Annotated in this window: 25 protein-coding genes; 13 read left to right on the top strand and 12 right to left on the bottom strand. The window is 37.9% G+C overall.

Features of this window, described 5'->3' with window-relative positions; translation table 11 throughout:
- Nucleotides 1-479, bottom strand: a 479-nt coding sequence (locus tag AC1DDX_RS03935; protein WP_477621790.1) for a polyprenyl synthetase family protein, incomplete at its 3' end; no start/stop codon positions are given.
- A gap of 71 nt (nt 480-550) precedes the next feature.
- Between AC1DDX_RS03935 and AC1DDX_RS03930 the strand changes: the two genes are divergently transcribed.
- A complete protein-coding gene (locus AC1DDX_RS03930) occupies nt 551-1,546 on the top strand; it encodes an alpha/beta hydrolase (RefSeq protein WP_288882024.1) in 996 nt (331 codons plus the stop codon).
- 4 nt (nt 1,547-1,550) lie between these two features.
- Here AC1DDX_RS03930 and AC1DDX_RS03925 read toward each other — a convergent pair whose 3' ends face one another.
- From AC1DDX_RS03925 to AC1DDX_RS03905, 5 genes are all read right to left on the bottom strand, one after another.
- Nucleotides 1,551-2,966: an MBL fold metallo-hydrolase gene (locus tag AC1DDX_RS03925; RefSeq protein ID WP_172661557.1), complete on the bottom strand. Its 1,416-nt coding sequence runs from the start codon at nt 2,964-2,966 to the stop codon at nt 1,551-1,553.
- Nucleotides 2,967-3,020: 54 nt separating this feature from the next.
- Entirely contained in the window at nt 3,021-4,037 is a 1,017-nt protein-coding gene (locus AC1DDX_RS03920) for an asparaginase (protein WP_172661558.1), read from the bottom strand.
- Between the two features lie 2 nt (nt 4,038-4,039).
- Nucleotides 4,040-4,807 carry a TatD family hydrolase gene (locus tag AC1DDX_RS03915; protein ID WP_172661559.1) on the bottom strand — a complete coding sequence of 256 codons (768 nt, stop codon included), beginning with the start codon at nt 4,805-4,807 and terminating at the stop codon, nt 4,040-4,042.
- Nucleotides 4,808-4,913: 106 nt separating this feature from the next.
- The gene (locus AC1DDX_RS03910) at nt 4,914-5,915 is read right to left on the bottom strand and encodes an FKBP-type peptidyl-prolyl cis-trans isomerase (protein ID WP_172661560.1); all 1,002 of its coding nucleotides are present in this window, start codon (nt 5,913-5,915) and stop codon (nt 4,914-4,916) included.
- A gap of 33 nt (nt 5,916-5,948) precedes the next feature.
- Nucleotides 5,949-6,959 (bottom strand): DHH family phosphoesterase, encoded by a 1,011-nt coding sequence (locus AC1DDX_RS03905; RefSeq protein WP_172661561.1) that lies wholly within the window; start codon nt 6,957-6,959, stop codon nt 5,949-5,951.
- Between the two features lie 198 nt (nt 6,960-7,157).
- Between AC1DDX_RS03905 and AC1DDX_RS03900 the strand changes: the two genes are divergently transcribed.
- From AC1DDX_RS03900 to AC1DDX_RS03890, 3 genes are all read left to right on the top strand, one after another.
- Nucleotides 7,158-7,577 carry a nucleoside-diphosphate kinase gene (locus AC1DDX_RS03900; protein ID WP_048907485.1) on the top strand — a complete coding sequence of 140 codons (420 nt, stop codon included), beginning with the start codon at nt 7,158-7,160 and terminating at the stop codon, nt 7,575-7,577.
- Between the two features lie 91 nt (nt 7,578-7,668).
- A complete protein-coding gene (locus AC1DDX_RS03895; RefSeq protein ID WP_288882016.1) occupies nt 7,669-8,409 on the top strand; it encodes an FKBP-type peptidyl-prolyl cis-trans isomerase in 741 nt (246 codons plus the stop codon).
- A gap of 53 nt (nt 8,410-8,462) precedes the next feature.
- Nucleotides 8,463-8,630 carry a hypothetical protein gene (locus AC1DDX_RS03890; RefSeq protein ID WP_172661564.1) on the top strand — a complete coding sequence of 56 codons (168 nt, stop codon included), beginning with the start codon at nt 8,463-8,465 and terminating at the stop codon, nt 8,628-8,630.
- Nucleotides 8,631-8,644: 14 nt separating this feature from the next.
- Here AC1DDX_RS03890 and AC1DDX_RS03885 read toward each other — a convergent pair whose 3' ends face one another.
- Together AC1DDX_RS03885 and recF are read right to left on the bottom strand one after the other, a co-directional pair.
- Nucleotides 8,645-8,935 (bottom strand): DciA family protein, encoded by a 291-nt coding sequence (locus AC1DDX_RS03885; RefSeq protein WP_068891393.1) that lies wholly within the window; start codon nt 8,933-8,935, stop codon nt 8,645-8,647.
- The gene (gene recF, locus AC1DDX_RS03880) at nt 8,928-10,031 is read right to left on the bottom strand and encodes a DNA replication/repair protein RecF (protein ID WP_172661876.1); all 1,104 of its coding nucleotides are present in this window, start codon (nt 10,029-10,031) and stop codon (nt 8,928-8,930) included. The genes AC1DDX_RS03885 and recF overlap by 8 nt, the downstream gene beginning before the upstream one ends.
- Nucleotides 10,032-10,257: 226 nt before the next feature.
- On the opposite strand from recF, the gene AC1DDX_RS03875 reads away from it, so the two are divergent.
- The 7 genes from AC1DDX_RS03875 (at nt 10,258) to AC1DDX_RS03845 (ending at nt 16,344) form a co-directional block, all read left to right on the top strand.
- Entirely contained in the window at nt 10,258-10,926 is a 669-nt protein-coding gene (locus AC1DDX_RS03875; protein ID WP_337717230.1) for a tetratricopeptide repeat protein, read from the top strand.
- A 105-nt stretch (nt 10,927-11,031) separates the two neighbouring features.
- Nucleotides 11,032-12,591: a hypothetical protein gene (locus AC1DDX_RS03870; protein ID WP_337717232.1), complete on the top strand. Its 1,560-nt coding sequence runs from the start codon at nt 11,032-11,034 to the stop codon at nt 12,589-12,591.
- A gap of 56 nt (nt 12,592-12,647) precedes the next feature.
- Nucleotides 12,648-13,139, top strand: coding sequence for a 6,7-dimethyl-8-ribityllumazine synthase (gene ribH, locus AC1DDX_RS03865; protein WP_172661566.1), 492 nt, complete (start codon nt 12,648-12,650; stop codon nt 13,137-13,139).
- 217 nt (nt 13,140-13,356) lie between these two features.
- The gene (gene ytxJ / locus AC1DDX_RS03860) at nt 13,357-13,689 is read left to right on the top strand and encodes a bacillithiol system redox-active protein YtxJ (RefSeq protein ID WP_099440663.1); all 333 of its coding nucleotides are present in this window, start codon (nt 13,357-13,359) and stop codon (nt 13,687-13,689) included.
- Between the two features lie 278 nt (nt 13,690-13,967).
- The gene (gene lipA / locus AC1DDX_RS03855; protein ID WP_108205081.1) at nt 13,968-14,846 is read left to right on the top strand and encodes a lipoyl synthase; all 879 of its coding nucleotides are present in this window, start codon (nt 13,968-13,970) and stop codon (nt 14,844-14,846) included.
- 66 nt (nt 14,847-14,912) lie between these two features.
- Entirely contained in the window at nt 14,913-15,464 is a 552-nt protein-coding gene (locus tag AC1DDX_RS03850; protein WP_172661567.1) for an RNA polymerase sigma factor, read from the top strand.
- A gap of 1 nt (nt 15,465) precedes the next feature.
- Entirely contained in the window at nt 15,466-16,344 is an 879-nt protein-coding gene (locus tag AC1DDX_RS03845; protein WP_288882004.1) for an anti-sigma factor, read from the top strand.
- 5 nt (nt 16,345-16,349) lie between these two features.
- On the opposite strand, the gene AC1DDX_RS03840 is transcribed toward AC1DDX_RS03845, so the two are convergent.
- From AC1DDX_RS03840 to AC1DDX_RS03825, 4 genes are all read right to left on the bottom strand, one after another.
- Nucleotides 16,350-17,285 (bottom strand): NAD(P)H-hydrate dehydratase, encoded by a 936-nt coding sequence (locus AC1DDX_RS03840; RefSeq protein ID WP_288882001.1) that lies wholly within the window; start codon nt 17,283-17,285, stop codon nt 16,350-16,352.
- Nucleotides 17,286-17,289: 4 nt separating this feature from the next.
- Nucleotides 17,290-20,133 (bottom strand): excinuclease ABC subunit UvrA, encoded by a 2,844-nt coding sequence (gene uvrA, locus AC1DDX_RS03835; RefSeq protein ID WP_477621789.1) that lies wholly within the window; start codon nt 20,131-20,133, stop codon nt 17,290-17,292.
- Between the two features lie 90 nt (nt 20,134-20,223).
- On the bottom strand, nt 20,224-21,267 hold the full coding sequence (locus AC1DDX_RS03830) for a ferredoxin--NADP reductase (RefSeq protein ID WP_337717234.1): 1,044 nt from the start codon (nt 21,265-21,267) through the stop codon (nt 20,224-20,226).
- Nucleotides 21,268-21,370: 103 nt separating this feature from the next.
- Nucleotides 21,371-22,159: a lytic transglycosylase domain-containing protein gene (locus AC1DDX_RS03825; RefSeq protein ID WP_288881998.1), complete on the bottom strand. Its 789-nt coding sequence runs from the start codon at nt 22,157-22,159 to the stop codon at nt 21,371-21,373.
- Between the two features lie 328 nt (nt 22,160-22,487).
- Between AC1DDX_RS03825 and AC1DDX_RS03820 the strand changes: the two genes are divergently transcribed.
- Together AC1DDX_RS03820 and AC1DDX_RS03815 are read left to right on the top strand one after the other, a co-directional pair.
- Nucleotides 22,488-23,957 (top strand): pseudouridine synthase, encoded by a 1,470-nt coding sequence (locus AC1DDX_RS03820; protein WP_337717235.1) that lies wholly within the window; start codon nt 22,488-22,490, stop codon nt 23,955-23,957.
- Between the two features lie 7 nt (nt 23,958-23,964).
- A partial coding sequence (locus tag AC1DDX_RS03815; protein WP_477621788.1) for a beta-propeller fold lactonase family protein occupies nt 23,965-24,543 on the top strand: 579 nt, incomplete at its 3' end.

Here is a 24,543-nt window from a genome sequence, read left to right as displayed (position 1 = left end):
CTGATATCCATGCGCCTTACCTTCTCAATCTGCAGCAACTCACCCTCACTCATCTGTTTTACCGCCTCAGATACTATTTGCAGCAATCGGAACTCACCATTATTTACTGATAGCAATAAACCCTTAGCCAGCAAATAATCGCCAACTAATACGGCTATTTTATTTTTCCATAATGCATTAATAGAAAAGAACCCTCTTCTTTCATAAGCATTGTCAACTACATCATCATGAACCAGTGTGGCAGTATGAAGTAACTCTACTAATGCAGCCCCACGATGAGTAGATTCGATAATACCACCACAAAGTTTTGCAGCAAAAAAAACGAACATCGGACGGATCTGCTTACCCTTTCTTTTTACAATATAATGGGTAATACGGTCTAATAATGGAGCATCGCTATGCATCGAGTCTTTGAATTTTTCTTCGAAGACATCAATATCTTTTACTATTGGTAATTTTATCTGATCTATTCCAGGCATTCAGGTAAAAAATGTGTGTGCAAACATAAATTAAATTCCTTTAAAACCGTACTTTTAGTAAAAAGTTTAAGGTGAAAATAACATTAATAGTACTATCCTCTCTGCTAGCCCTGGCAATTGTGGTCTATCTGTTAGGCCCAAAACCTCAGCATCCACTTTATTCAACAAATCTCCCCGCAATTCCCCCAGTTGATAAACTCGAAGATTATGTTAAAAGTATAGAAAGTCGACATAAAATAAAACCAAATAATGAAGCTGAAATTGTTTGGGCTGATAATGCTGTCCATCAGCAAACGGAGTATGCAGTAGTCTATTTACATGGCTACTCGGCTTCAAAAGAAGAAGGAAATCCCGTTCATATAAATCTTGCTAAAAAAATAAAAGCAAATCTTTATCTCTCCCGACTAGCAGATCATGGTGTAGACACCGTTTCGGCAATGGAATACTCAACTGCCGATCGTTTATGGGAAAGCGCCAAACAAGCTCTTGAAATAGGAAAAAGATTAGGTAAAAAAGTGATTCTTGTTGGCACCTCTACTGGTGGTACACTGGCATTAAAGCTTGCAGCCACTTATCCGGATATTTATAGCGTTATTCTAATTTCGCCTAATGTGGCAATTAACGATAAGCTTGCTTTTCTTGCCAATAACCCATGGGGATTAGAAATGTCGAGATTGGTAATTGGCGGGAAAGAAAAAATAGTAGAAGGCAAGTCTGAAGAATATAAAAAGTACTGGTATACCCAGTATCGTCTGGAATCTGTGGTACAACTGGAAGAGCTGGTTGAAACAAGCATGACCGAAGAAACTTTTAACAAGATTAAACAACCACTATTACTTTTATACTACTATAAAAATGAGCAGGAACAGGATCCTGTCGTAAAGGTCGATGCGATGTTAAAAATGTATGATGAATTAGGAACACCAGCCAGCTTAAAAGCCAAGGTAGCCATCCCTAACGGAGGAAGTCATGTTCTTGGCTCTCATATTACTTCCAAAGATATTGAAAGTGTACAGAGGGCTATTGACAACTTCATTACAAATACTTTAAAGATCAAAACAAACTAAAATCTCAGTCTTTCATGGCTTTAGATGGGCAGGCAAAATCTGTCCGCTTCAACCCGGTAGATTTGATGGCTCCATATCCTCCTGCAATATCCACAACATGATCAACCCCTCTCGCTTTTAGTATAGATGCCGCTATCATAGAACGGTAGCCACCGGCGCAATGAATATAATAGGTTTGCTTAGTATCAATTTCCTTTGTCCATTCATTAATATAATCCAAAGGACGGGCCAGCGTATTCTCTAAATGCTCTGCTTCATATTCTCCTGGCTTCCTTACATCAAGGGCGTTCACATCAGGATCCGCATTTACGATATCTTCAAACGCTTCAGCAGAAATAGAAGTAATGATGTCTATATCCTTACCACTTGCTTCCCATGCGGCAATGCCGCCTTTCAGGTATCCAATAGTATTATCATAACCTACACGAGATAAACGGGTAATCGCTTCTTCTTCTTTTCCATCCTCAACAATTAACAATAAAGCTTGCTTCAGATCTGTAATTAAGGCACCTACCCACGGAGCAAATTGCCCGTTAAGACCAATATTTACCGACGAAGGAATAAACCCCTTAGCAAAAACCTGTGGATCCCTCGTATCTAGAATCACAGCTCCCGCATGATTAACCATCGCTTCAAACTCATCTGGGTTTAAGGGATTAAAACCCTTTTCATAAACATCATCAAAGCTCTCGTAACCATGTTTATTCATCTCAGCATTCTTGGCAAAGTACTGGGGTGGTGGTAAAATACCATCGGTCACTTCTTTTATAAACTGCTCTTTTGTTGCCGCCTTAAGTGCATAGTTTACTTCCTTTTGATGCCCCAGAGTATCAAAAGTTTCCTTACTCATGTTTTTCCCACAGGCAGAACCAGCGCCGTGTGCAGGGTATACCAGCACATCATCTGGTAAGGTTAATATTTTATTATGCAATGAATCATATAGCGTAGCCGCCATGTCCTCAACAGTTAAAGAACCTTGCTGAGCCAGATCTGGCCTGCCTACATCACCAATAAACAAGGTATCACCTGTAAAAATGCAATAAGACTTACCTTCTTTATCGGTCAGCAAATAAGTTGTAGACTCCGGCGTATGTCCGGGTGTATGCAAAGCAGTAATCGTCAAATCCCCAACTTTAAATTGCTCTCCATCTTTGGCAATATGGGATTTAAAAGATGTTTTAGCAGTTGGCCCGTATACAATATCAGCACCAGATTTCTCTGCTAAATCTATGTGTCCGGATACAAAATCTGCATGAAAATGTGTTTCAAAAATATACTTAATCTTCGCTCTATCTTTCTCCGCTTTCTTTAAATATGGCTCAACTTCACGCAAAGGATCAATTATAGCAGCCTCGCCATTACTCTCAATATAGTAAGCCGCTTCTGCCAAACAACCCGTATAGATCTGTTCAATATTCATATACAAATTTAAGATTATAATCTTTCAGCATAAAACCTACGTCGCAAATTTACTTTAAACAGTTAATTCCCCTCTTAAAGGCTTTTCTATTAAGCGCACCAGTTCACTTTTTTCCAGACCCTGCCCCATAAGGTACATTAATTTGGTAGTGGTAGCCTCAAACGTCATATCATAACCGCTCACCACTCCCATCTGTTGCAGCTTTTTACTTGTTTGATACATTCCTAGCTCAACTGAGCCACGCTGACATTGAGTAATATCTATGATCACCTTACCCTTATTAATCGCTTTTTGCAGGCATTCAATAAACCAGTCGGCAGTAGTCGTATTTCCCGAGCCAAAAGTTTCTAAAATAATAGCATCTACCGGAGAATCGGTTATTGCTTTAACTGCCTGAGGTGAAATCCCCGGATACAGTTTCAAAACACCAATATTTGGATTAAATTTCAAATTTACTTTTAACGGCTTCTCCGGCTGAGGTAAAATATAGTTCTTAAAAAAAGAAAGTGTTACTCCTGCTTCTGCCAGAATAGGATAATTTGGCGATCGAAAAGCTTCAAATTTTTCAGCGTTGTATTTTATTGACCTGTTTCCTCTGAACAACTGATAATCAAAATAGATACACACTTCAGGGATCATTGCCTTTCCGTTTGTTTTGGTAGCAGCTATTTCCAGTGCAGTAATTAAATTCTCTTTTGCATCGGTCCTGATTTCTCCAATAGGGAGCTGAGAACCTGTAAGCACTACCGGTTTCCCAAGGTTTTCGAGCATAAAACTTAAAGCAGATGCGGTAAAAGCCATTGTATCTGATCCATGCAAAATCACAAAACCATCAAACTCGTCATATTTATCATAAATCAACTGAGCAATATCAGCCCAGATCTCCGGTGTCATGTTAGAGGAATCGAGGATAGGATCAAACGAATACACATCAAGATCATAGTTCAACCGCTTTAGTTCAGGAACATTTTGTTGAATTTGCTTAAAATCAAAAGGAATCAGCGTCCCGGTTTTGGGATCATTAACCATTCCAATTGTACCACCGGTATAAATAATAAGTATTCTGGTCATTACTAAACTTTAAAAATGCTGATGGAATTGGCTGTAGTTACTGAAGCAATCTCTTCTACACTTGTATTATAGATTTCAGCCAGCTTTTCTGCAATATGAATAAGGTAACTACTTTCGTTAGGCTTTCCTCTAAAAGGAACAGGGGCTAAATACGGAGAATCAGTTTCTAACACAATATTAGCAAGCGGGATATCTTTTAACACTTCGTCAAGTCCCGATTTTTTATACGTAACCACACCTCCTATACCTAAGTAAAACCCAAGTTCTATAGCATGTTTAGCCTGTTCCAGGTTCCCTGTAAAACAATGAAAAATCCCTCTTAGCTTTTTGTCCTTCTCTTGCTCCAATACTTCAAAAACCTCATTAAAGGCTTCCCTGCAATGAATAACGATAGGCAAATCAAGATCCTTAGCCCAATTAATCTGTTCTATAAAAGCAATTTTCTGAATCTCTAAAGTTGCTTTATCCCAGTAAAGATCAATCCCTATTTCGCCTATAGCATAAATCTCTCTATCCACAATACTTTGGCAAATTTCATCCAATACCAGTTCGTAATCCTCCTTCACCTCACAAGGATGCAGGCCTGCCATCGCAAAACAATTTTTAGGGTATTTCTTCACCATGGCATCTATACTTGCAATCGAAGCAATATCAACATTGGGCAGAAACAATCGCTCTATATTATTATCAAAGCAACGCTGCATAAGCAATGCTTGTTTCTCTTCGTCTGTTTCGTAATACAGGTGTGTATGGGTATCTGTTAAAAGCATGAGCAAAGTTAACAAAAAACCACAGTAAGCTGATAATAACAAAAAGGGGGTGTATCATAAAAATGACACACCCCCTTTTAATCTCGCTGTATATACAGCTAAAATATTATTTTTTCACTGGAGCTGCAGGAGTTATTGGAGCAATAGTTGCACCAGCCTGAGCTGTTGGTTTTTTAATATCTACAATCTCAATGTCAAAGCAAAGAGGAGAGAAAGGAGTAATTCCAGCTTGTGGCTGACCGCCTTCTCCGTAACCTAATGCAGAAGGAATAATTACAGTGATTTTTCCACCTTTACCAATTAATTGATAAGCCTCATCAAATCCTGGGATTGCTGCACCGATAGTAAACGGACGTGGAGCATATTTTGCCATAGCATTGTATTTTCCAGCTGCTTTAGCAACAGATTCAACCGAAGTGTCAAAAATATTGTCTTTACCGTCTGCTTTTTTATTAAGCAATTTACCAGTGTAGTTTAACATAATTGTATCACCCGCAACTGGTTTTTGAGCATTACCCGGAGCATTAATTACATACTGTAATCCTGATGCAGTAGTTTGCGTTTTAAGGTTATTGTCAGCAATGAATTTTTTGATTTTACCAGCTTCAGAATCTTTCAATTTAGCTATAGTAGCTTGATAATCTTTTTGGAAAAACTCCTGAGCTTTCTTTTGGAAAGTTGTATCTGCCTCGCCAGCAGCCTTTTTCAATACTTTTTCTATTTTAACAGTAAACACCATATAGGTATCTTTTGCATTTGCTGGTGGTTTTGGCTGACCAGAGTGCTTAGCCATAGTATCAAGGTTTAACTTAAACGTTGCACTATCACCTTCACCAAATAAATAAAGTACATCGTTCATATCGCCATCATAAGCTTTTTTCCCAACAGGAAATACTTGTGGCTGACCTAAATCGAACGTGCTTACAATTGTCGAATCTTTTTCAGTTTTTTGGATAAAGTTGATTTTAACAATATCACCTTCTTTAATTTTTTCGTTTCCTCCAGATTTGTGTATCTGATACATCAAACCTCCCGGTCCTTTTTTGTAGTTGTTACAAGCAGCTAACCCAAGTGTTGCTGCGAAAAGAATTACTATACCTTTCTTCATGTGGTTGTTTATAAATTATTTTTTGGTTTTTATTTATTGTAATAATTGTGTTTTATATTCTATCAATACCGATTTAAATTGCGCTATTGTATCCTCTAAATTCTTATCCGAAAATCCTCCTGCCGCATTCCTGTGTCCACCACCATTAAAATATTTCTTGCAAATTTCATTAGCAGGAAAATCCCCGGTGGAGCGCAAAGATAATTTAACTTTATCAGTTCTTTCAATAATAAATGCGGCAAGCCTGATCCCGTTTATAGATAAGGCATAGTTTACTATCCCCTCTGTATCTCCTGTAGCTATATTATATTCGTTTAATTCTTCTTTAGTAACAGAAATAATTGCGGTATTAAACTCTCGTAGTATCTCTAACTTGTTACTTATACAGTGGCCTAAAAATCTTAACCTGTTTTCAGTAGCATTATCATAAACCAACTGATGGATCTTCCAATGCTCCGCTCCCAGATCTATCAGATCAGCTGCCATGCGGTATACTGCAGATGTTGCTGATGGGAATCTGAAAGAACCAGAATCTGTCATTAAACCGGTATAAAGGCAGGTAGCAATGTCTTTGTTCATCCTTGCTCCATCTCCAAGCTCATCTACAATAAACTCATAAACCAACTGAGCCGCAGCACATGCACTAATACTCCAATGACGATAGTCGTCAAAATCTTCAGGCTCCAGGTGATGATCTATCATTAATTTATAAGCACTTGAAGCTCTAACCAACTCACCAAGTTCATTAATTCTGGTAAGGCTATTAAAATCCAGACAAAAGATCATTGCAGCATCGGCAACTAATTCTGCTGAGTGCTCAGGCTGTTCCGTATAAATGATTACATCAGAGTTATTAGGAAGCCAATGCAAAAAATATGGGTAATCAGTAGGTGTAATCACCTTAACGTGATGCCCCAATTGAATCAAATAAGCATATAAGCCCAAAGAAGAGCCCATTGCATCACCATCAGGTTTATGATGGGTAGTGATCACTATTTTTTGCGGCGTAGCCAGCAACGACTTTATTTCTGAAATGGATAACATAATTTTCGGTCGCAAAGCTAACGAATTAATATTTAATGATTAATTGAACCTATTATATTTCCTCTATAATCCAATTTATTTACAAGATAGAGGTGATATCGAATTGTTTTGTTTTATGCAACGGCAAGTATATATAAATTTCAAACTTTAATATTAACAGTATAAAACGTAATTTTGCAAAAAATTTGAAATAAAAAAATGACAACGAACAGAACTTTTACCATGATCAAGCCTGATGCTGTTGCAAACGGGCATATCGGCGCAATTATTAATGATATAACTACAGCTGGTTTTAAAATCATCGCACTAAAATACACTCAATTAACGCCTGAAACTGCTGGTAAATTTTATGAAGTACATAAAGAACGTCCTTTTTACGCAGATTTAGTAAGCTTTATGTCGTCTGGACCTATCGTTGCTGCTATTTTAGAAAAGGATAATGCAATTGAAGATTTCAGAACACTTATCGGAGCTACCAACCCTGCAGAAGCAGCTGAAGGTACTATCCGCAGAAAATATGCAAAATCTATCGATGCAAATGCTGTTCACGGTTCAGATTCAAATGAAAACGCTGCTATAGAAGGCGATTTCTTCTTTACCGCTGCTGAGCGTTTCTAGTAAGATCTTTTATTATCCTGCATGTTCAAAATTTTATTAACATGCAGGGTAATAATCATAAGTTTGTACCTTTCGGAACAAATTTATTAAAATGAAGAAGATCGCTATCGCACTTTTATTACCACTATGCTCAGTTGCAGCACTTGCTCAGACAAGCAAAAAGCCTACCACCACTACCAAAAAAGCTACCGCTACTAAAAGCGTACAAAAACCAATCGCCAAACCTGCATTTAAAACTACGCTAGACTCGGCAAGTTATTCTTTCGGAATAACAATGGCTAGCAGTATGAAAAAAGACGGTTTAAATGCCCTTAATTACGACTTATTAGTTCAAGGTCTGAAAGACGCCTTTAATGATAAGCCTTTCGCTTTAACAACACAAGGTTCACAATCTGCCATCAACAATCTATTTGCAACCTTAAGTAAAAAGAAGTTCGGACCAGCAATTGCCGAAGGCACAGCATTTCTGGAAAACAACAAAAAACAACCCGGAGTTCAGGTTACAGCAACTGGATTACAATACCAGGTAATTACAAAAGGCACAGGTATTATGCCCAAAGCTACAGACTCAGTTCTTGTACATTATAAAGGTACCCTATTAAACGGRAAACAGTTTGATAGCTCGTACGATAGAGGTGAGCCTATTTCATTCCCGCTTAACAACGTTATTGCCGGATGGACAGAAGGAGTACAATTAATGCCGGCTGGTTCAAAATATAAATTCTTTATACCATACAACCTTGCCTATGGCGAACGTGGGGCTGGTCAGGACATTCCTCCTTACAGCACACTGGTTTTTGAAATTGAGCTTCTTAAGGTAAACGGCAAGTAAATCTAAAACCATTATCATAAGATTTTGTTACATACATTAAAAACATAAAGCTTATGATGACCAAAAGATTTTTCCCACTCGCAATTATTGCATTTCTATCAACCACATTAGCCAGCTGTGAATTAATTCAAGGAATTTTTAAAGCAGGCGTTTGGACCGGAGTAATCGTTGTTGTTCTGGTACTGGCGCTAATCATTTGGTTGATCAGCAGAATATTTTAAGTTAAGTAAAAACACTACAGAAACACAATATCTGTAATCACCTCAGTGCCGGCATGTTCATTTATCTTTTGAATAATGCCGGCTCTAACCATCAGCAATTCATTTTTAACAACCGACGATTCGATTCTCACAAACAATTTCTTGTGTGCAATGTAAATCTGCGTAGTTCGGTTCGCTACAGCTTTACCCATTAATTCTGGCCAAAAAGCAACTACAGAGGTTTCATCAAACCGGCCTTTTAGTCTGTATACATTCAGTAATTTACCAATACCTTCTTTTAAGGTAATATCATTAGGTTTACGCATGATTTACTGATCCGTTATTTACTTCAAATAATGTTACCGGCACGTTTATCTTATTAAACAAAGCCAAAACTCTCTCTCTTCCTGTATCGGTTATAAAAATCTGTCCAAAGTCCTGATGAGAAACCATTTCCATTAATTTATGCATCCTGTTGTCATCAAGTTTATCAAAAATATCGTCTAACAACAGCAAGGGCTTAAACCCTTTATGTTTCTGAAGATAAGCATATTGCGCCAATTTTAATGCAATTAAAAACGATTTTTGTTGCCCTTGCGAACCAAACTTCTTTAAAGGCATTTCTGTAATGGTAAATATCAGATCATCTTTATGAATTCCGGTGGTAGTTCTCTCTAAAATCTTATCCTTTTCTATAGATTGTGCAAGCAACTGTTCAAAAGGAGTATCACTTAACTGGCTCTGGTATTGCAAACTTACCTGCTCATTATCATCTGTTAAAAACTGATAATACTTATCAAACAGTGGAATAAAATCAAGCATAAATTGTTTCCGCTTGGCAAAAATCTTTAGTCCCGACTGAACCAGTTGCTCATTATAAATCTCCAACAAAGTTGGATCATAGCTTCTTGTTATTCCTATCTGCTTAAATAGCGCATTGCGATTCAACAGATGGCGGTTATATAAAATAAGTTCATCTAAATAGTGGGTATCTGTTTGCGAGATCACATTATCCATAAAACGTCTCCGTTCCTCACTCCCATCAGTAATAATATTGGTATCGTAAGGAGAAATCATCACCAAAGGGAACAGCCCAATATGATCAGCTAATTTATCGTACTCTTTTTTATTTCTTTTAAACTGTTTCTTCTGGTTTCGTTTAACACCGCAGGTTATTTTCTCATTCTTCTCTTTCCGGTCAAAATCACCCTGTATTAAAAAAAGATCCTCGGCTGTTTTAATCTGTTGACTGTCAATTGGATTAAAATAACCCTTACAAAGGCATAAATAATGTATTGCATCCAGCAAATTAGTTTTACCGGCGCCATTGTTTCCCACAAACGCATTTACTGTTTTGGAAAAACTAATACTAGCATCTGCGTAGTTCTTAAAATTTAGGAGTGTAATATTCTTTAACCACATATTATCTGAAGCCAAAGTTACCGTTTAGCTTTGTTAAATCGGGTCGATACATGCCTATTTATTTACCCACAAACTTTCCCCATTTTGATGGCAGTTTAACATGCCTCAGCAACATATTGGTTCTAATTAACGCTCAGTTCATTAAACTTTATTTAAATACTCAAAAAAGAGGTTGATACTTTAATGTAAAAATGTATTTTTGCAGTCCTTAATTTTTTTAAATAAAATGTCCACAACAGAAAAAGAAATAAATCAACAGGTAAGAAAGGGTTCTTTTTTACAAGAAAACTCAAAAAGCCTTTTGTTCATTGCAGGTGCTATCATTGTACTAATTGGAATTTACATCTGGTATCAGAATGTTTATTTAAAAAACAGAGCGGAAGAAGCCTCAGCTAAAATGTATAAAGCAGAGCAATTCCTTGGTGTAGACTCATTAGCCAACAAAGCTATAAACGGCGAAGGTGGTTATCCAGGATTTGAAAAAATTGCTGATGAATACGCGAACACTAAATCGGCCAACCTTGCTAACCTTTATTTAGGCGGCATCTATTTACGTAAAGGTGAATACAAAAAAGCAATTGAATCTTTAGGTAAATACTCTGATACAGGAAGCCCTGTTGCAGATCCTTTAGCATTAGGTTTATTAGGTGACGCTTACAGCGAACTAAAAGACTACAAGCAAGCCATCACTTATTATAAAAAAGCTGCCGATAAAGCAAGCAACAAATTCACCTCTCCATTGTTCCTTAAAAAACTAGGTTTAGTTTATGAAGTTCAAAAAGACTACAAAGGTGCTGCTGATGCTTACAACAAAATTAAAACACAGTATCCTCAAAGTCAGGAAGCTCAAATGATAGACGAATATATTGCTCGTGCAGAAGCACAGGCAAAATAGTTTGCTACAAATATTCTACTAAAAGGCCAGTACATATGTACCGGCCTTTTTTTTTGACGTTTTACGTTTCCTCTATTTTTTATACCTTAATAAAAATTCTAACTCATGGATTTAATTAACGACCTCAGAAACGCGAAAATCATTACTGACAGAGAAGCAACACGAATAACCAGCTTCCTGAATAAAGCATCCCGTCAACATCCATTATTACCTTTCGAGGCTTTGTATTATTTTTTCTTAAACAGAGACTCAGAAGAAATAAATACCAATGTGGGAATTGTTATTGTACCAGACGAATCAGTTTCGGTGTCTTCAGATAAACAAAATAGTAATGAGTCCATTGCTTTTTTAGAGATCTTATTAAGATACAAATTGATTAGCAATGACATTCATCATAAACTGGATGAAAGGCTAAAACACTGCATTCTAAGCGAATTTCACATCTTACATCTGGCCAACGAACTAATTAAATTAAAAGCTGCTTTTACCATAGAAAAGCAATTAGAATTTGCCGATACGCTTACTCAAAAGTACTCCTATGGATTAATCAGTGGGTTACTAAATCCTGATGAGCTGGAAAAACTGCGGGCAGACATAACAGAAAGTAAACTCCAGGGCTATTTCGATTTCTTTAAGTACAGCAGATATTGCTCTGTTATTGATCTGTTGCATTACCCGGAGGGCCATAAAGAACTGCTTGCAGATCTAACTGAAATTGTAAATAGTTTAATCTATACTGTATTTAAGATTAAGGAAATTACGTTCTCAATCGGTGAGTTTTCAGGCGTGCCTATTCACCATTCTAAAAAATGGACAATAAATATTAATACCGGAGAGCAAGTCCATAAGTATGATCATACTGATTTTCATATACCTGAAAACAAGAGAAGTTATGATCAAATCCTTATTCAAAATATACTTAAATCTGTAAATATCCTGCTTGCTGATTTTAATTGCAGCCACAGATTTACTTCTTTAATCTCAAAATTACCCGGACTTTTATTCCCTGAGCATCACCAAAAAATCCTAATTTGCAGAGTAGATCGCGAAAACCAACAGATATTTCAGTTCTACAGGAAGGATGATCTATTTTTATACAACACACCTATACCCAATTTCCAATTACCCATTTCTTACAAACACATTGCCTATGCAATGCATCATTTTAAAGAAAGTGGTATTTTCTCATCTCTAAGTGAGGCGGAATTGAACACACGTATCACAGGCATTTACCAAAAAACGTATTACCTGGCTACAGAAATTTTATCATTATTCCCTGAAATTGTAATTCCTGTAATTACAGACCCGCTACCTGGCAAAAAGCCGTATAAAGAATTTCTCGAGACTCTAAATCACATTTCCAAAGGCATATTAAATTTTTCAAACATCGACGATGGTTTTCCTATTTACGAACCAGAAACTTTGTATTCCCGCTGGGAATTCAAAGTCTCATTTGAAATAGATGGAGAGCAGCACGCATTTACTTGCAATTATCTTGAAATGGGATTTAACAATCCGGTTATTTATGCCATTACAGAAATTATTAATCAAAGATATTCCAGCTATCAGTTAATAAGAGTGCCAACCGACCGCATCTATCATGATCTTTATCTTTTTACTCCAAAAGCAGCAATCTCTTACCTAGAATCAACAAAAGTACTTTAAGCACTTCCTTACTTTTCAATTAAAAAACTTTTATGATTTTTCCCTAGCTTTGCCCCATGGCAACACAATTAAAGAACCTGTCTGATTTTTCTCATACAACAGTACCAAACGGAAGCGCTTTTAAGATAGCTATAGCGGTAGCAGAATGGAACGCAGAAATTACCGGAAGCTTATACAATGGCGCTTTGGAAACACTAACTAAACATGGTGTTACCCAAGAGAATATCCTATCAATTGCAGTACCGGGTAGCTTTGAACTAACATCCGCAGCTGATCTGCTTTTACAAAAACATAAGGACCTTGATGCGGTTATTTGCCTTGGCTGTGTAATACAGGGAGATACCAAACACTTTGACTTTATTTGTGATGCAGTTGCAAACGGTATCACTCAGGTAAGTGTTAAACATAGTAAACCTGTAATATTTGGTGTATTAACTACCAATGATCAGCAACAAGCTATAGACAGAGCCGGAGGTAAACACGGAAATAAAGGTGATGAGGCTGCTATTACCGCTTTAAAAATGGCTGAGCTTTTGGCAACAGTCTAAAATTACTTTGATACTTTCTTCGAAAAGCTGTAGATTAGAAGAATATATCAATTAAAGATCATACAGATGAAGAAAGTAGCTATTTTATTACTTGGCGTATTTTTTGCCATATCTGTTTTAGAAGCATGTTCTAACAGGCTTTGTCCGGCTTACAATTCGTATCCGGAAGGCAAGAGAAGAAGATGATAACTAAGGCTAAACTTTAGAAAGATATTAGATGCAGTGGAAAAACATTACTGATTTAACTCAAATCAGCGAAATAAAACAAAAAGAAGGTTACAGTTTAATTTTTAAACACAGTACCCGCTGTTCGGTTAGCTCTATGGCTAAGCGACGTTTTGAATTGGACTGGGAAGTATTACCAGCTGATACTTCACTGTATTTTCTTGACCTGATCAGCTATCGCGACATCTCTGCAGAAATAGCTGAAATTTTTCAAGTGCACCATGAATCTCCTCAAATCCTTTTGATCAAAGATGGAGATTGTATTCTGGATGCTTCTCATAGTGACATCTCTGCAGACGAAGTTGCAGAAGTGATCAACAACTAGCAAATCTACTTTAGAAGTTAAAAGAAACCCTTTTCCGGGCAGGCTAACGCATGCCTTATATTGCCGTTACACATTGTTTATCAACATTTTACACATCGTTTATACAATCTTTTATTGCTTAAGCATTGGTTAACTATTGTTTGATCATTGTATAAGCATTGTATAAACCCCAATACAAATCTGATTATCAGATATTTATGTAGGGTTAAAAAATAACATTACACCAGGTAAACATTTCATTTTTGCAACAATTCAAACCTATTGCTTAACTTTGTACCATGATCGCACTTCCGGTTGTTTCAGAAAACCCAGTACAACGTAAACCAGATTGGCTTAGAGTAAAGCTTCCTGTTGGTAAAGAATATGCACAAGTTCGTAGTCTTGTAGACACTCATAAGCTACATACGATCTGCGAAAGCGGTAATTGCCCCAATATGGGCGAATGCTGGGGCGCAGGCACGGCTACCTTTATGATCCTGGGAAATATTTGTACACGTTCTTGTTCCTTCTGTGCTGTAGCCACAGGCCGACCTTTAGCCGTTGACCTTGACGAGCCAAACCGTGTGGCCAATTCAGTTAAACTGATGCAGGTAAAACATTGCGTTATTACCTCGGTAGACAGAGATGATTTAAAAGATGGTGGCTCTATTATCTGGGCAGAAACCCTACAGGCAATTAGAAGAGAAAGTCCTGAGACTACTCTTGAAACACTTATTCCGGATTTCAGAGGGGTATGGGACAACTTGTACCGTGTATTGGAAGAAAGACCTGAGGTGATGTCACACAATGTTGAAACAGTTAGACGTTTAACCAAACAAGTGCGTATCCAGGCAAAATACGATAGAAGTTTAGAATGTCTGAAACGCATTTCGGAATTTGGATTAAGAACTAAAACAGGCATCATGCTTGGTTTAGGTGAAACAGAAGATGACGTTTTAGAAGCAATGGATGACCTTGTAGCTAATGGAGTTCATATTTTAACACTGGGCCAGTATCTGCAACCTACACGTAATCATCACCCTGTGATAGACTGGATTCATCCAGATCAGTTTGCTAAATACAAAGAAATAGGATTGGCTAAAGGATTAAGGTATGTAGAAAGCGGCCCTCTGGTACGTTCTTCTTATCATGCAGAGAAACACTTATTTGATTTTTAACTCCCGGTTAATTAAAAACAAATTCTCCTTTCATCTTGTTGTAGTTTCTGTATATTAGCAAAACCCTTGGGAACTACAAAAAAAATATCGCTATCTGAAGAAGAGCTGGTTAGTAAACTGAAAAGTCGGGATACTATAGCTGTTCAGGCATTGTATGACATGTACTCTGGTGCATTGCTAGGTGTTATCTCAAGGATTATTCTGCAAACTGAAGTAGCTGAAGATCTGTTACAAGAAACCTTTATAAAAATCTGGAACTCTGCAGATAGCTACGACAGCTCTAAAGGCCGACTATTTACATGGATGATGAACATTGCACGCAACTTAGCTATAGACAAGTTACGCTCAAAAGATTTTAAAAATTCAGGTAAAAACCAAGATATAGAAAATAACGTAGATTTCATTGACGCACAAAAAGAGGTTACCTTTAATGCGGATATTCTGGGGATAAAAGATATGGTTACCGCGCTTAAACCCGAATTTAACGATGTATTAAATATGGTGTATTTTAAGGGGTACACACACGTAGAAACGGCAGAAGAATTAAATTTACCATTAGGTACTGTAAAAACACGTATCAGAATGGCTATTATGGAATTAAGAAAGCATTTTAACTAAAGTGGAAGAAGTAAAAGCATATATTGAATCAGGCATACTTGAACTTTACGTTCTGGGGCAATTAAATGCTCAGGAGCAGAAAGAAGTTGAAGCAATGGCATCAAAATATCCTGAAGTAAAACAGGAAATTGAAGCCATTGAGATTGCTATGGAACAATATGCGCTTGAAAATGCGATAAGTCCTTCTATTGATCTGGAGAGTAAAATTCTGGAAAAAATAGGCGTTACCAAAAGTCCGGAAAAAACCGAGTCTTTACCAGAGCCTGTTAAAGTAGTTGAACCGATAAAAGAAGCGGTAATTGTACCATTGAACACCGCTCCTTATGAGTCTAAAATAAAATCTTTACGAATTGCACTTGTAGCATGTATTGCGCTTTTAGCTGTAAGTATTGTTGCGCTTTACTCTGCACACAATCAATTAGGCGATGCCAAAGATCAGATTGCTGCCTTAAACCTTAACAACGAGAAATTTACAAGTACTGTTAATTTCATGAAGCAAAGCAATGCTGATCTGCAAAAGATCATTGATATGAACAATGATCCGGATTGGAAAACCGTAAAACTAGCTGGAACTGTTATGGATCCGAAAGCGAAAATGACGGTTTACTGGCATGCAAAAGGTAAACATGTAATGGTCGACAATTCTAAAATGGATTTACCTGCCAATGATCAGCAACATCAATATCAACTTTGGGCTATTGTAAATGGCAAACCTGTTGATTTAGGTGTATTTGACGTTAAAGCAGATTCTACTCATATTCTTGTGGCCATGAAAGAAATTGGCTCTGCTGCTGCATTTGCAGTAACGCTAGAGAAAAAAGGTGGCAGCGTAAGTCCTACCATGAATCAAATGATTGTAATAGGCAACGTTTCGATCTAACAATTTTAACCCAGAAAATCTTTTACAGTTTTTGGAAGTTGCATTGCAACCTGTGATGCAGTTACATTAAAAACATCTGCAGCCAAATCATCGCCTGCTTTGCCATGAAAATAGCATCCTAATATTGCGGCATCCTTTGCAGGATAACCTTGTGCAACATATGCGGTAATTATTCCGGTAAGCACATCCCCCATACCACCCTGTGCCATTGCCGGGTTACCAGTGGAATTAATAAGTACTTCACCTCGCTGGCTCACAATAAAAGTATATTGATTTTTAAGAACAATCACTATGCCTAGCTGTATCGCTTTTTTTCGTGCAGTCTGTAGCCTGTCCCACCAATTCGTATGCTTGCCAAATAAATTATCAAATTCCTTTAGGTGGGGTGTTATTATGGAGTGTTTTTCTATTACAGCCAACAGATCCGGACGCGAAGCTAATATATTTAAGGCGTCTGCATCTGCAATAAAGTCTCTTTTTAGGGCAAATAACTGCGCCAGTGTCTGTTCAGCTTTTGCTCCTTTACCTAAACCAGGGCCTATAGATATGGCATTATACTTAGTTAGTGCTTCATTTTTTAGCAGTGCCTTCCTTTTTACAAACATTACTTCCGGTAGGGATGTATTCAACGCCAACAGGCCGCTTTCGGGCATTGAAGTGGTAGTCAGCCCTGCTCCTGCATAAAGGCAGCCCTTAGAGGCCAGCAACGCAGCTCCCATAGTTTGGGGAGCACCTGCAATAATTAATGCATGCCCATAAGTGCCTTTATACGAAAATGCTGTTCTTTCTTTAAACAACTTTTTGATATCATCAGGCTGTATAAGGCGATATGGAGATGTTTCTTCTTCTTTAGTATTTTGTTTACCCAGACCCGTTCCTACCACCTGCACTTTGCTGTGCGGATCTGAGTCTGGAATGAAAGAATCTAAAAAGATAGCCATATGCTTAAAGTCCCATTTCTTTTTTTAAAAACTTACCGGTAAGGCTTATTGGGTTTTGAATTAATCCTTCTGGTGTGCCCTCAAAGATAATTCTGCCTCCACCTATACCGCCTTCTTCACCAAGGTCAATAACCCAGTCGGCAACTTTTACAACATCCAGGTTATGTTCAATAACAAGTACTGTATTTCCCTTTTCAACCAATTCGTTTAGTACACCTAACAATACATTGATATCTTCAAAGTGCAAACCCGTAGTTGGTTCATCCAGAATGTAAAAAGTTCTTCCTGTATCTTTTTTAGAGAGTTCTGTAGCCAGTTTTACACGCTGCGCTTCTCCTCCCGATAAAGTTGTTGATGATTGCCCCAGGGTGATATATCCTAAACCAACATCTTTAAGTGTTTTAATTTTGCGATAAATAGAAGGCATGTTCTCAAAGAAGTCGCATGCTTCTTCTATACTCATGTCCAATACGTCGCTGATAGATTTACTTCTGTAACGTACTTCCAGCGTTTCGCGGTTATATCTTTTTCCTCCACACTCTTCACATGGCACCTGTACATCTGGCAGGAAGTTCATCTCTATAACCTTCATTCCTCCACCCTGACAGGTTTCGCAACGCCCCCCCTTTACATTGAAAGAGAAGCGGCCAGGCTTATAGCCTCTTATCTTGGCTTCAGGCAGCTGAACGTACAGATTTCTGATATCTGAAAATACACCTGTATAGGTGGATGGATTAGAACGTGGCGTACGACCAATAGGTGCCTGATCTATTTCGATTACTTTATCTATTTCTTTTAAGCCGTTAATCCTTTCGTACGGAAGCGGATGTTTTTTTGCTCTAAAGAAGTGATGGTTTAATATGGGATACAGTGTTTCAGTAATTAAACTTGATTTGCCACTGCCAGATACTCCGGTAACTGCTATAAACTTGCCTAATGGAAAATCAACCGAAACATCTTTTAAATTGTGGCCGCTTGCCTTAATGATGGAAAGCTTGTGTCCATTTCCTTTTCTGCGTTTGGCAGGCACCTCTATCCCCTTTTTACCATTTAGATAAGCGGCAGTTAAGGTATCCGATTTCAGGATTTGAGCTGGTGTTCCCTGCGCAACAATTTGGCCACCATGGGCTCCTGCAGCAGGGCCTACATCAATTACATGATCTGCTTCCAGAATCATGTCCTTATCGTGTTCAACAACCAACACCGTATTACCAAGATCCCTAAGATTTTTAAGGGCTCCTATTAAACGCTCATTATCACGCTGATGCAAACCAATACTAGGCTCGTCCAGAATATACATTACATTCATTAACTGCGACCCGATTTGGGTAGCTAACCTGATTCTTTGTGCCTCACCGCCAGAAAGTGTACGTGCAGTACGATCTAACGACAGGTAATTTAAACCAACATCTGTAAGGAAGCCTAATCTGGCGCGTATCTCTTTAAGAATTTCTTTGGCAATAATGTTTTGYCGCTCGGTAAGTCTGCTCTCTACATCTACATACCAGTTTTTAAGGCTGATGATGTCCATTTCGGCAAGCTCAAATATGTTCTTACCATCAATTTTAAAGTTCAGACTCTCTTTCTTTAAACGCGCGCCATTACATACAGGGCAGGTTTTTAGTTTCCGGAAGCTCTCCATATCATCAACTCCTCCCTCACCCTTCCGCTCTTGCTGCTCTTCTAACAGCTTAATAATTCCATCAAATGAGATTTGATAGTTCTGAACGTTCCATTTATTATACTCTACGGCTACACTTAATAATTCGTGAGTACCATTTAGAAGAATATTAATATTCTCTTCTCCAAGTTTTTCAAGTGGAGTTGAAAGCGAGAAGTTATATTTTTTTGCAAGCGCTTTTAAAACCTGAAATACCCATACTTCTCGATATTCGCCTAACGGGGCTAATCCTCCATTTAGAATACTTAGTTTAGGATTCGGCATCACCGACTCTTTATCAATTACAAATATGTATCCTAAGCCGTCGCAATTCTCACAAGCTCCATAAGGAGAGTTAAAAGAAAAACTATTTGGCTGTGGCTCATCGTAAGAGATGCCCGTTGTTGGGCACATTAAAAAACGACTGWAATGAGACACATTGTTTGCCTTATCACTTATTTTGATGATTCCCTTTCCTAAACGCATAGCAGTTTGGAGTGAATCCTGAAGTCGTTTTATATCTTTCCGGTCTATTACAAGCCTGTCTACAACAATTTCAATGTCGTGGATCTTGTACCTGTCAACCTGCATTTTAGGTGTAATATCCTGTATATCGCCATCGATACGCACTTTAACGTATCCTTGTTTACGGATTTGTTCAAAAAGTTCCCGGTAGTGGCCCTTACGACCTTTAACAACGGGTGCCAGGATATTTACCGGCATGTCATCAAACTTATTGAATATGTTATTAAGGATCTGATCTTCGCTCATACGCTCCATCTTCTCACCTGTATTGTAAGAAAAGGCATCAGCTGCGCGGGCATAAAGTAAACGCATAAAATCATAGATCTCAGTAATTGTTCCTACGGTAGATCTTGGGTTCTTACTTGTCGTTTTTTGTTCAATTGCAATAACCGGGCTTAAGCCCGAGACTTTATCTACATCAGGTCTTTCCATCCCCCCCATAAACTGGCGCGAATAGGCACTAAAGGTTTCCATATACCTCCGTTGTCCCTCGGCATAAATGGTATCAAATGCCAACGAGGACTTGCCGCTTCCACTTAAGCCTGTAATTACAACAAGCTTATTTCTGGGAAAGGAAACATCTATATTTTTAAGGTTATGCACCCTGGCACCATACACTTCTACATCTTTTTGCTCGCCCAGGTCAATGGTATTTTTGCTCATATATATATTAAAAACAATATGGATATCTGATGATTAAGATAACAATTTTAAAGGCACAAAGGTAAGCCATTATAAGGAAAGATTATCTATTTACCAAACTATGGTTGTGTCATTTTCTGTAGGATGGCCTGTACAGACCAGCACCCTGCCGGCCGCAATTTCATCATCCATTAAAATTTCGTTATAATCCATACGTACACCGCCTTTAACGCAATTTGCAGTACATGTACTGCAGATTCCAGCCTTACAACTGTACGGCACATCTATATTTTGTTCAAGAGCGGCATTAAGTATCGTCTTATTATAGGGCACCGAAAGTCTGTATTCCTGCCCTCTAAGGTTCAAAACCACAGAGTAGGTATTTGTATCTTTTACTTCCTTTTCTGTAGTATCGTCTTCATCTACTTCATCCTCCGGCATTACAAAAGTTTCTCTTTTGATCTGACTGATATCGAATCCCAGGTTAAGCAGGGTAATGCGGCAGGTAACCATATAGTCTATTGGCCCGCAGGTATAGAATAAAGCGTCTCTTTCATTAAACTCCATGCATTCCTTAACTATTTTTTCTATAAGAAACACATTTAACCTGGCCATCATCAGATTCTGCGATTGGCTTGATACGTAAATAATCTTAAACCTATCGGGATAGTTTTTCTCCAGCTCATTAAGCTCATCGTAAAAAAGTGTTTCAGCTGGCGAGCGACTACTATATATAAGGATGAGCTTCGAATGGCTTTCTTTTACCAGAGCCGTTTTAATAATAGCGAAAAGCGGTGTAATGCCTACCCCTGCGCCAAAAAGGAAAACAGTTCTTTTTAGCTCATCTTGCGGCGGGTAAGTAAACAAACCATTGGGTTGCATAGCATACAGGATATCTCCAACTGCTGTTCTATGATGCAATAGTCTCGATATTTCACCGTTTTCTACTCGTTTTATAGCAATAGCAAGTGGTTCATCAACATCAGGAGAACTACATAGAGAATACGACCTCCTAAGCGCTCTTCCTTGAATATCAAAAACTAATGTTAAAAATTGGCCGGCTAAGTATTTTGGTTTTAATCCATCCAAAACATCGAATGTAAGAACCAGTGTTTCCCCCGGCCCATACTTCATATTTTGTATACGCAATTTCATCGCTCCCATCATAGGGCAGTAAATTAGTAATTTTCATATAAAACAAAAAGCCGTTCCAATAATTTGGAACGGCTTTCCCCATTTGCACGTGTCTTTTCTCTTTCTAATTTATAGAACTTTGGGCATTACCCCCGTTCAAAGCTAATAATGCTCTTGGAGCTCTATAGCCATGACGAACAGGATCTTCCACTATCTCTTTCATGGAAATCAATTTATAAACATAACCGCCTGTTTCACGGTTTAATTTCATTTTGAAATAATTATCCTGATTTTGTCTGTCTATTTGTCTTCTCATGTGGCCATCACCTACATTATAGGCTGCTGCAACAAGTGTCCAGCTATCAAAAATACCATAAAGCTCTTTGATGTATTTAGCCGCTGCTATAGTTGATTTACGTAAATTCTGACGCTCATCTACTCTTGAGTTAACTTTTAAACCGTATGTACGGGCAGTTGTAGGCATAAATTGCCAAAACCCTGAGGCACCTTTTGGTGACACACCCGCTTTTAATCCTGATTCTACTAAAGGAACATATTTAAAATCCTCTGGAATGCCGTAAGCGGCAAGGATTGGTTCTATCACAGGAAACCATTCTGCCGCTTTTCTATGCAGGCGATTGGTCTGTAAATTGTCGAAGCTAAATTCTGCTAGAATTCTCTTCATTTTGCGTTCCACTTTGGCATCCCCTAGTGGTAGTGTTTCTTCTGCGAAACTCAATTTAGCCATCAGAGATAATGGCTTTTCATTTTGTGTTACTGTTGTATCTTTTTTTGTTGTTTTTTCTTCTTTTGAAAGACTTTTTGCTGCTTGGGGCATGTTGTAAGCAAACACTTTTGCCATAACCAGTAATGAAATTATTACCGTACATGTTATTATGTGTTTCTTTATCATTTTCCTCCTTTTTTTGGTTAATAATATAAAACGCCTGCAAACATACAACATATTGACCTAATTATCAAGCTTTTATGAAAAACACTTCCAAAATCGAGGTTTAAACTGCCGTGAGGCTAGATTTTTTTGGTTCAGGTTACGCAAGAGAAAAAATGCGAAAAACTAAGCATTTTCGACTCCAAAACCAGTCAGTAAAACCTCCAAAACCAACCTATAAAGGAGCTCCGCATTTTCTGAAATATTACGGTTTATCTACACTTAAAATTGTGAATTAGAGCAATTTTAAGTAAGTTTGCACCCGCATAAATTATGCGGTTAAAAGCGTATCATGATAAAAAACAACAACAGGAACAGTCGGGATGACAAGTCCAAACCGGGAAACCGAAGCACAACTGGCAAAAGACCAAGTGGAACAGAGAGTTCTTACAAAGGAAAAAGCAAGTTTGATGATAGAGAAGGAAAAGATAATAAATTTGGTGCGTCGAAAGACTTTAAGCCAAGAACACCAAGAGACGGAGACAGCAACAGAGATTATAAGCCAAGAGAGGGCGACAGAAAGGATTTTAAACCTAGAGGAGGAAAAGACGGAGACTCTAGAGGCTTTAAACCAAGAACTGAGAACGACTCAAAAGATTTCAAATCAAGAGGCCCAAGAACATCGGGTAGTGATTTCAAACCAAGAACACCAAGGGATGGTGATTCAAAAGGATTTGCCCCTAGAGGTGCGGCAGGTAAAGACTTTAAGCCAAGAACACCAAGAGACGGAGACAACAGAGACTACAAGCCAAGAGCTTATAAAGAAGGTAGCTCAAGAGAAACTCCTCCAGGCGAAAAAACTCGCAGTTACATAAAGAAAGATAATTTTAGTCCTACTGGCGATAAGCCTTTCAGGAAGTTCGATGATAAAAAAGGACAATCGTCTAGAAGTACTGACAGCAGACCATTCAGGAAAAGAGAGGGAGATGGCGCGAAATCTGACTTTCAATCTCGCCCTGATCGTGCAGAGCGCGGCGGACGTCCAGAACGTTTCGATAAAGAAACGGTTATGCGCAGCAGGAAATCTCCTGTTATAAAAGACGACGGCTTAATCCGTTTAAACAGATACATCGCAAATTCAGGAATTTGTTCCCGTCGTAAAGCCGATGAGCTTATTGCTGCCGGCGTAGTTTCTGTTAATGGAGTAGTTGTTTCTGAATTAGGTCAGAAAGTTGATCCTTCGAAAGATGAGATCCGCTATAATGGTGAATTGTTAAAACGTGAGAAAAAGGTTTATGTGCTTTTAAACAAACCTAAAGATTACATCACCACTACTGATGATCCACAAGAACGCAGAACTGTGATGCAACTTGTTGAAAAAGCAAGTAGAGAACGTATTTATCCTGTTGGAAGATTAGATCGCAATACTACTGGTTTGTTATTAATGACAAACGATGGTGATCTTGCCGACAAACTATCTCATCCTAAAAATGGCATTACAAAAATCTATCACGTTGAATTAAGCAGGAGTTTAAGTCAGGGTGATTTGAATAAAATTCAGTTTGGGATTGAACTTGAAGATGGTATAATTAAACCAGATTCAGTATCTTACGTTGCCGGTGGCACCAAACGCGAGGTTGGTATCCAGATCCATAGTGGTAAAAACAGAATTGTGCGCAGGATTTTTGAACACCTGGGCTACGATGTTGTTAAACTGGATAGAGTTGTTTATGGTAATTTAACCAAGAAGGATCTTCCACGTGGAAGATGGCGTTTCCTTGAAGAACATGAATTAATCCAGATCAAACATCTGATTAAATAATTTAAACATGAGAAAATCTTTCCTTTTACCCATTATCCTTTTAGCGATGCAAAGTTGTGCACAGAAAAATGATTACAATTTAATAATTGGAACATATACCAATACGGGTAAGAGCGAAGGAATTTATACTTATGATTTTGACACCAATACTGGTGAATCTAAACAGTTAAGTGTTACAAAAGGTGTTGAAAACCCAAGTTACCTTACCTTAAGTGCAGATAACAAATTTGTTTACGCTGTAAACGAAACTGGAAAAACAAGCGCGGTAAGCGCATTTAGTTTTGACGCTGCAAAAGGTGACCTTAAGTTTTTAAACAAACAGGCTACGAATGGTGATGATCCTTGTTATATTGTTGCCGATGAGAAAAATGTAATCTCTGCCAATTATTCTGGAGGTAATGCTTCTGTTTTCGGCATTGAAAGCAATGGCTCATTGGGTGCATTAAAACAAATTGTTCAGCACTTTGGAAAAAGCGTTAATAAAGACAGGCAAAATAGTCCTCATGTGCACATGGTGTTTTTTACACCAGATCATAAATATTTAATTATTAATGACCTTGGAACAGATAAGGTTTACTTATATAAT

Source organism: Pedobacter sp. 10L46_2 (assembly GCF_056395165.1).
Note: the sequence above shows the minus strand (reverse complement) of the source record. Positions and strands in the feature narration are given on the sequence as shown.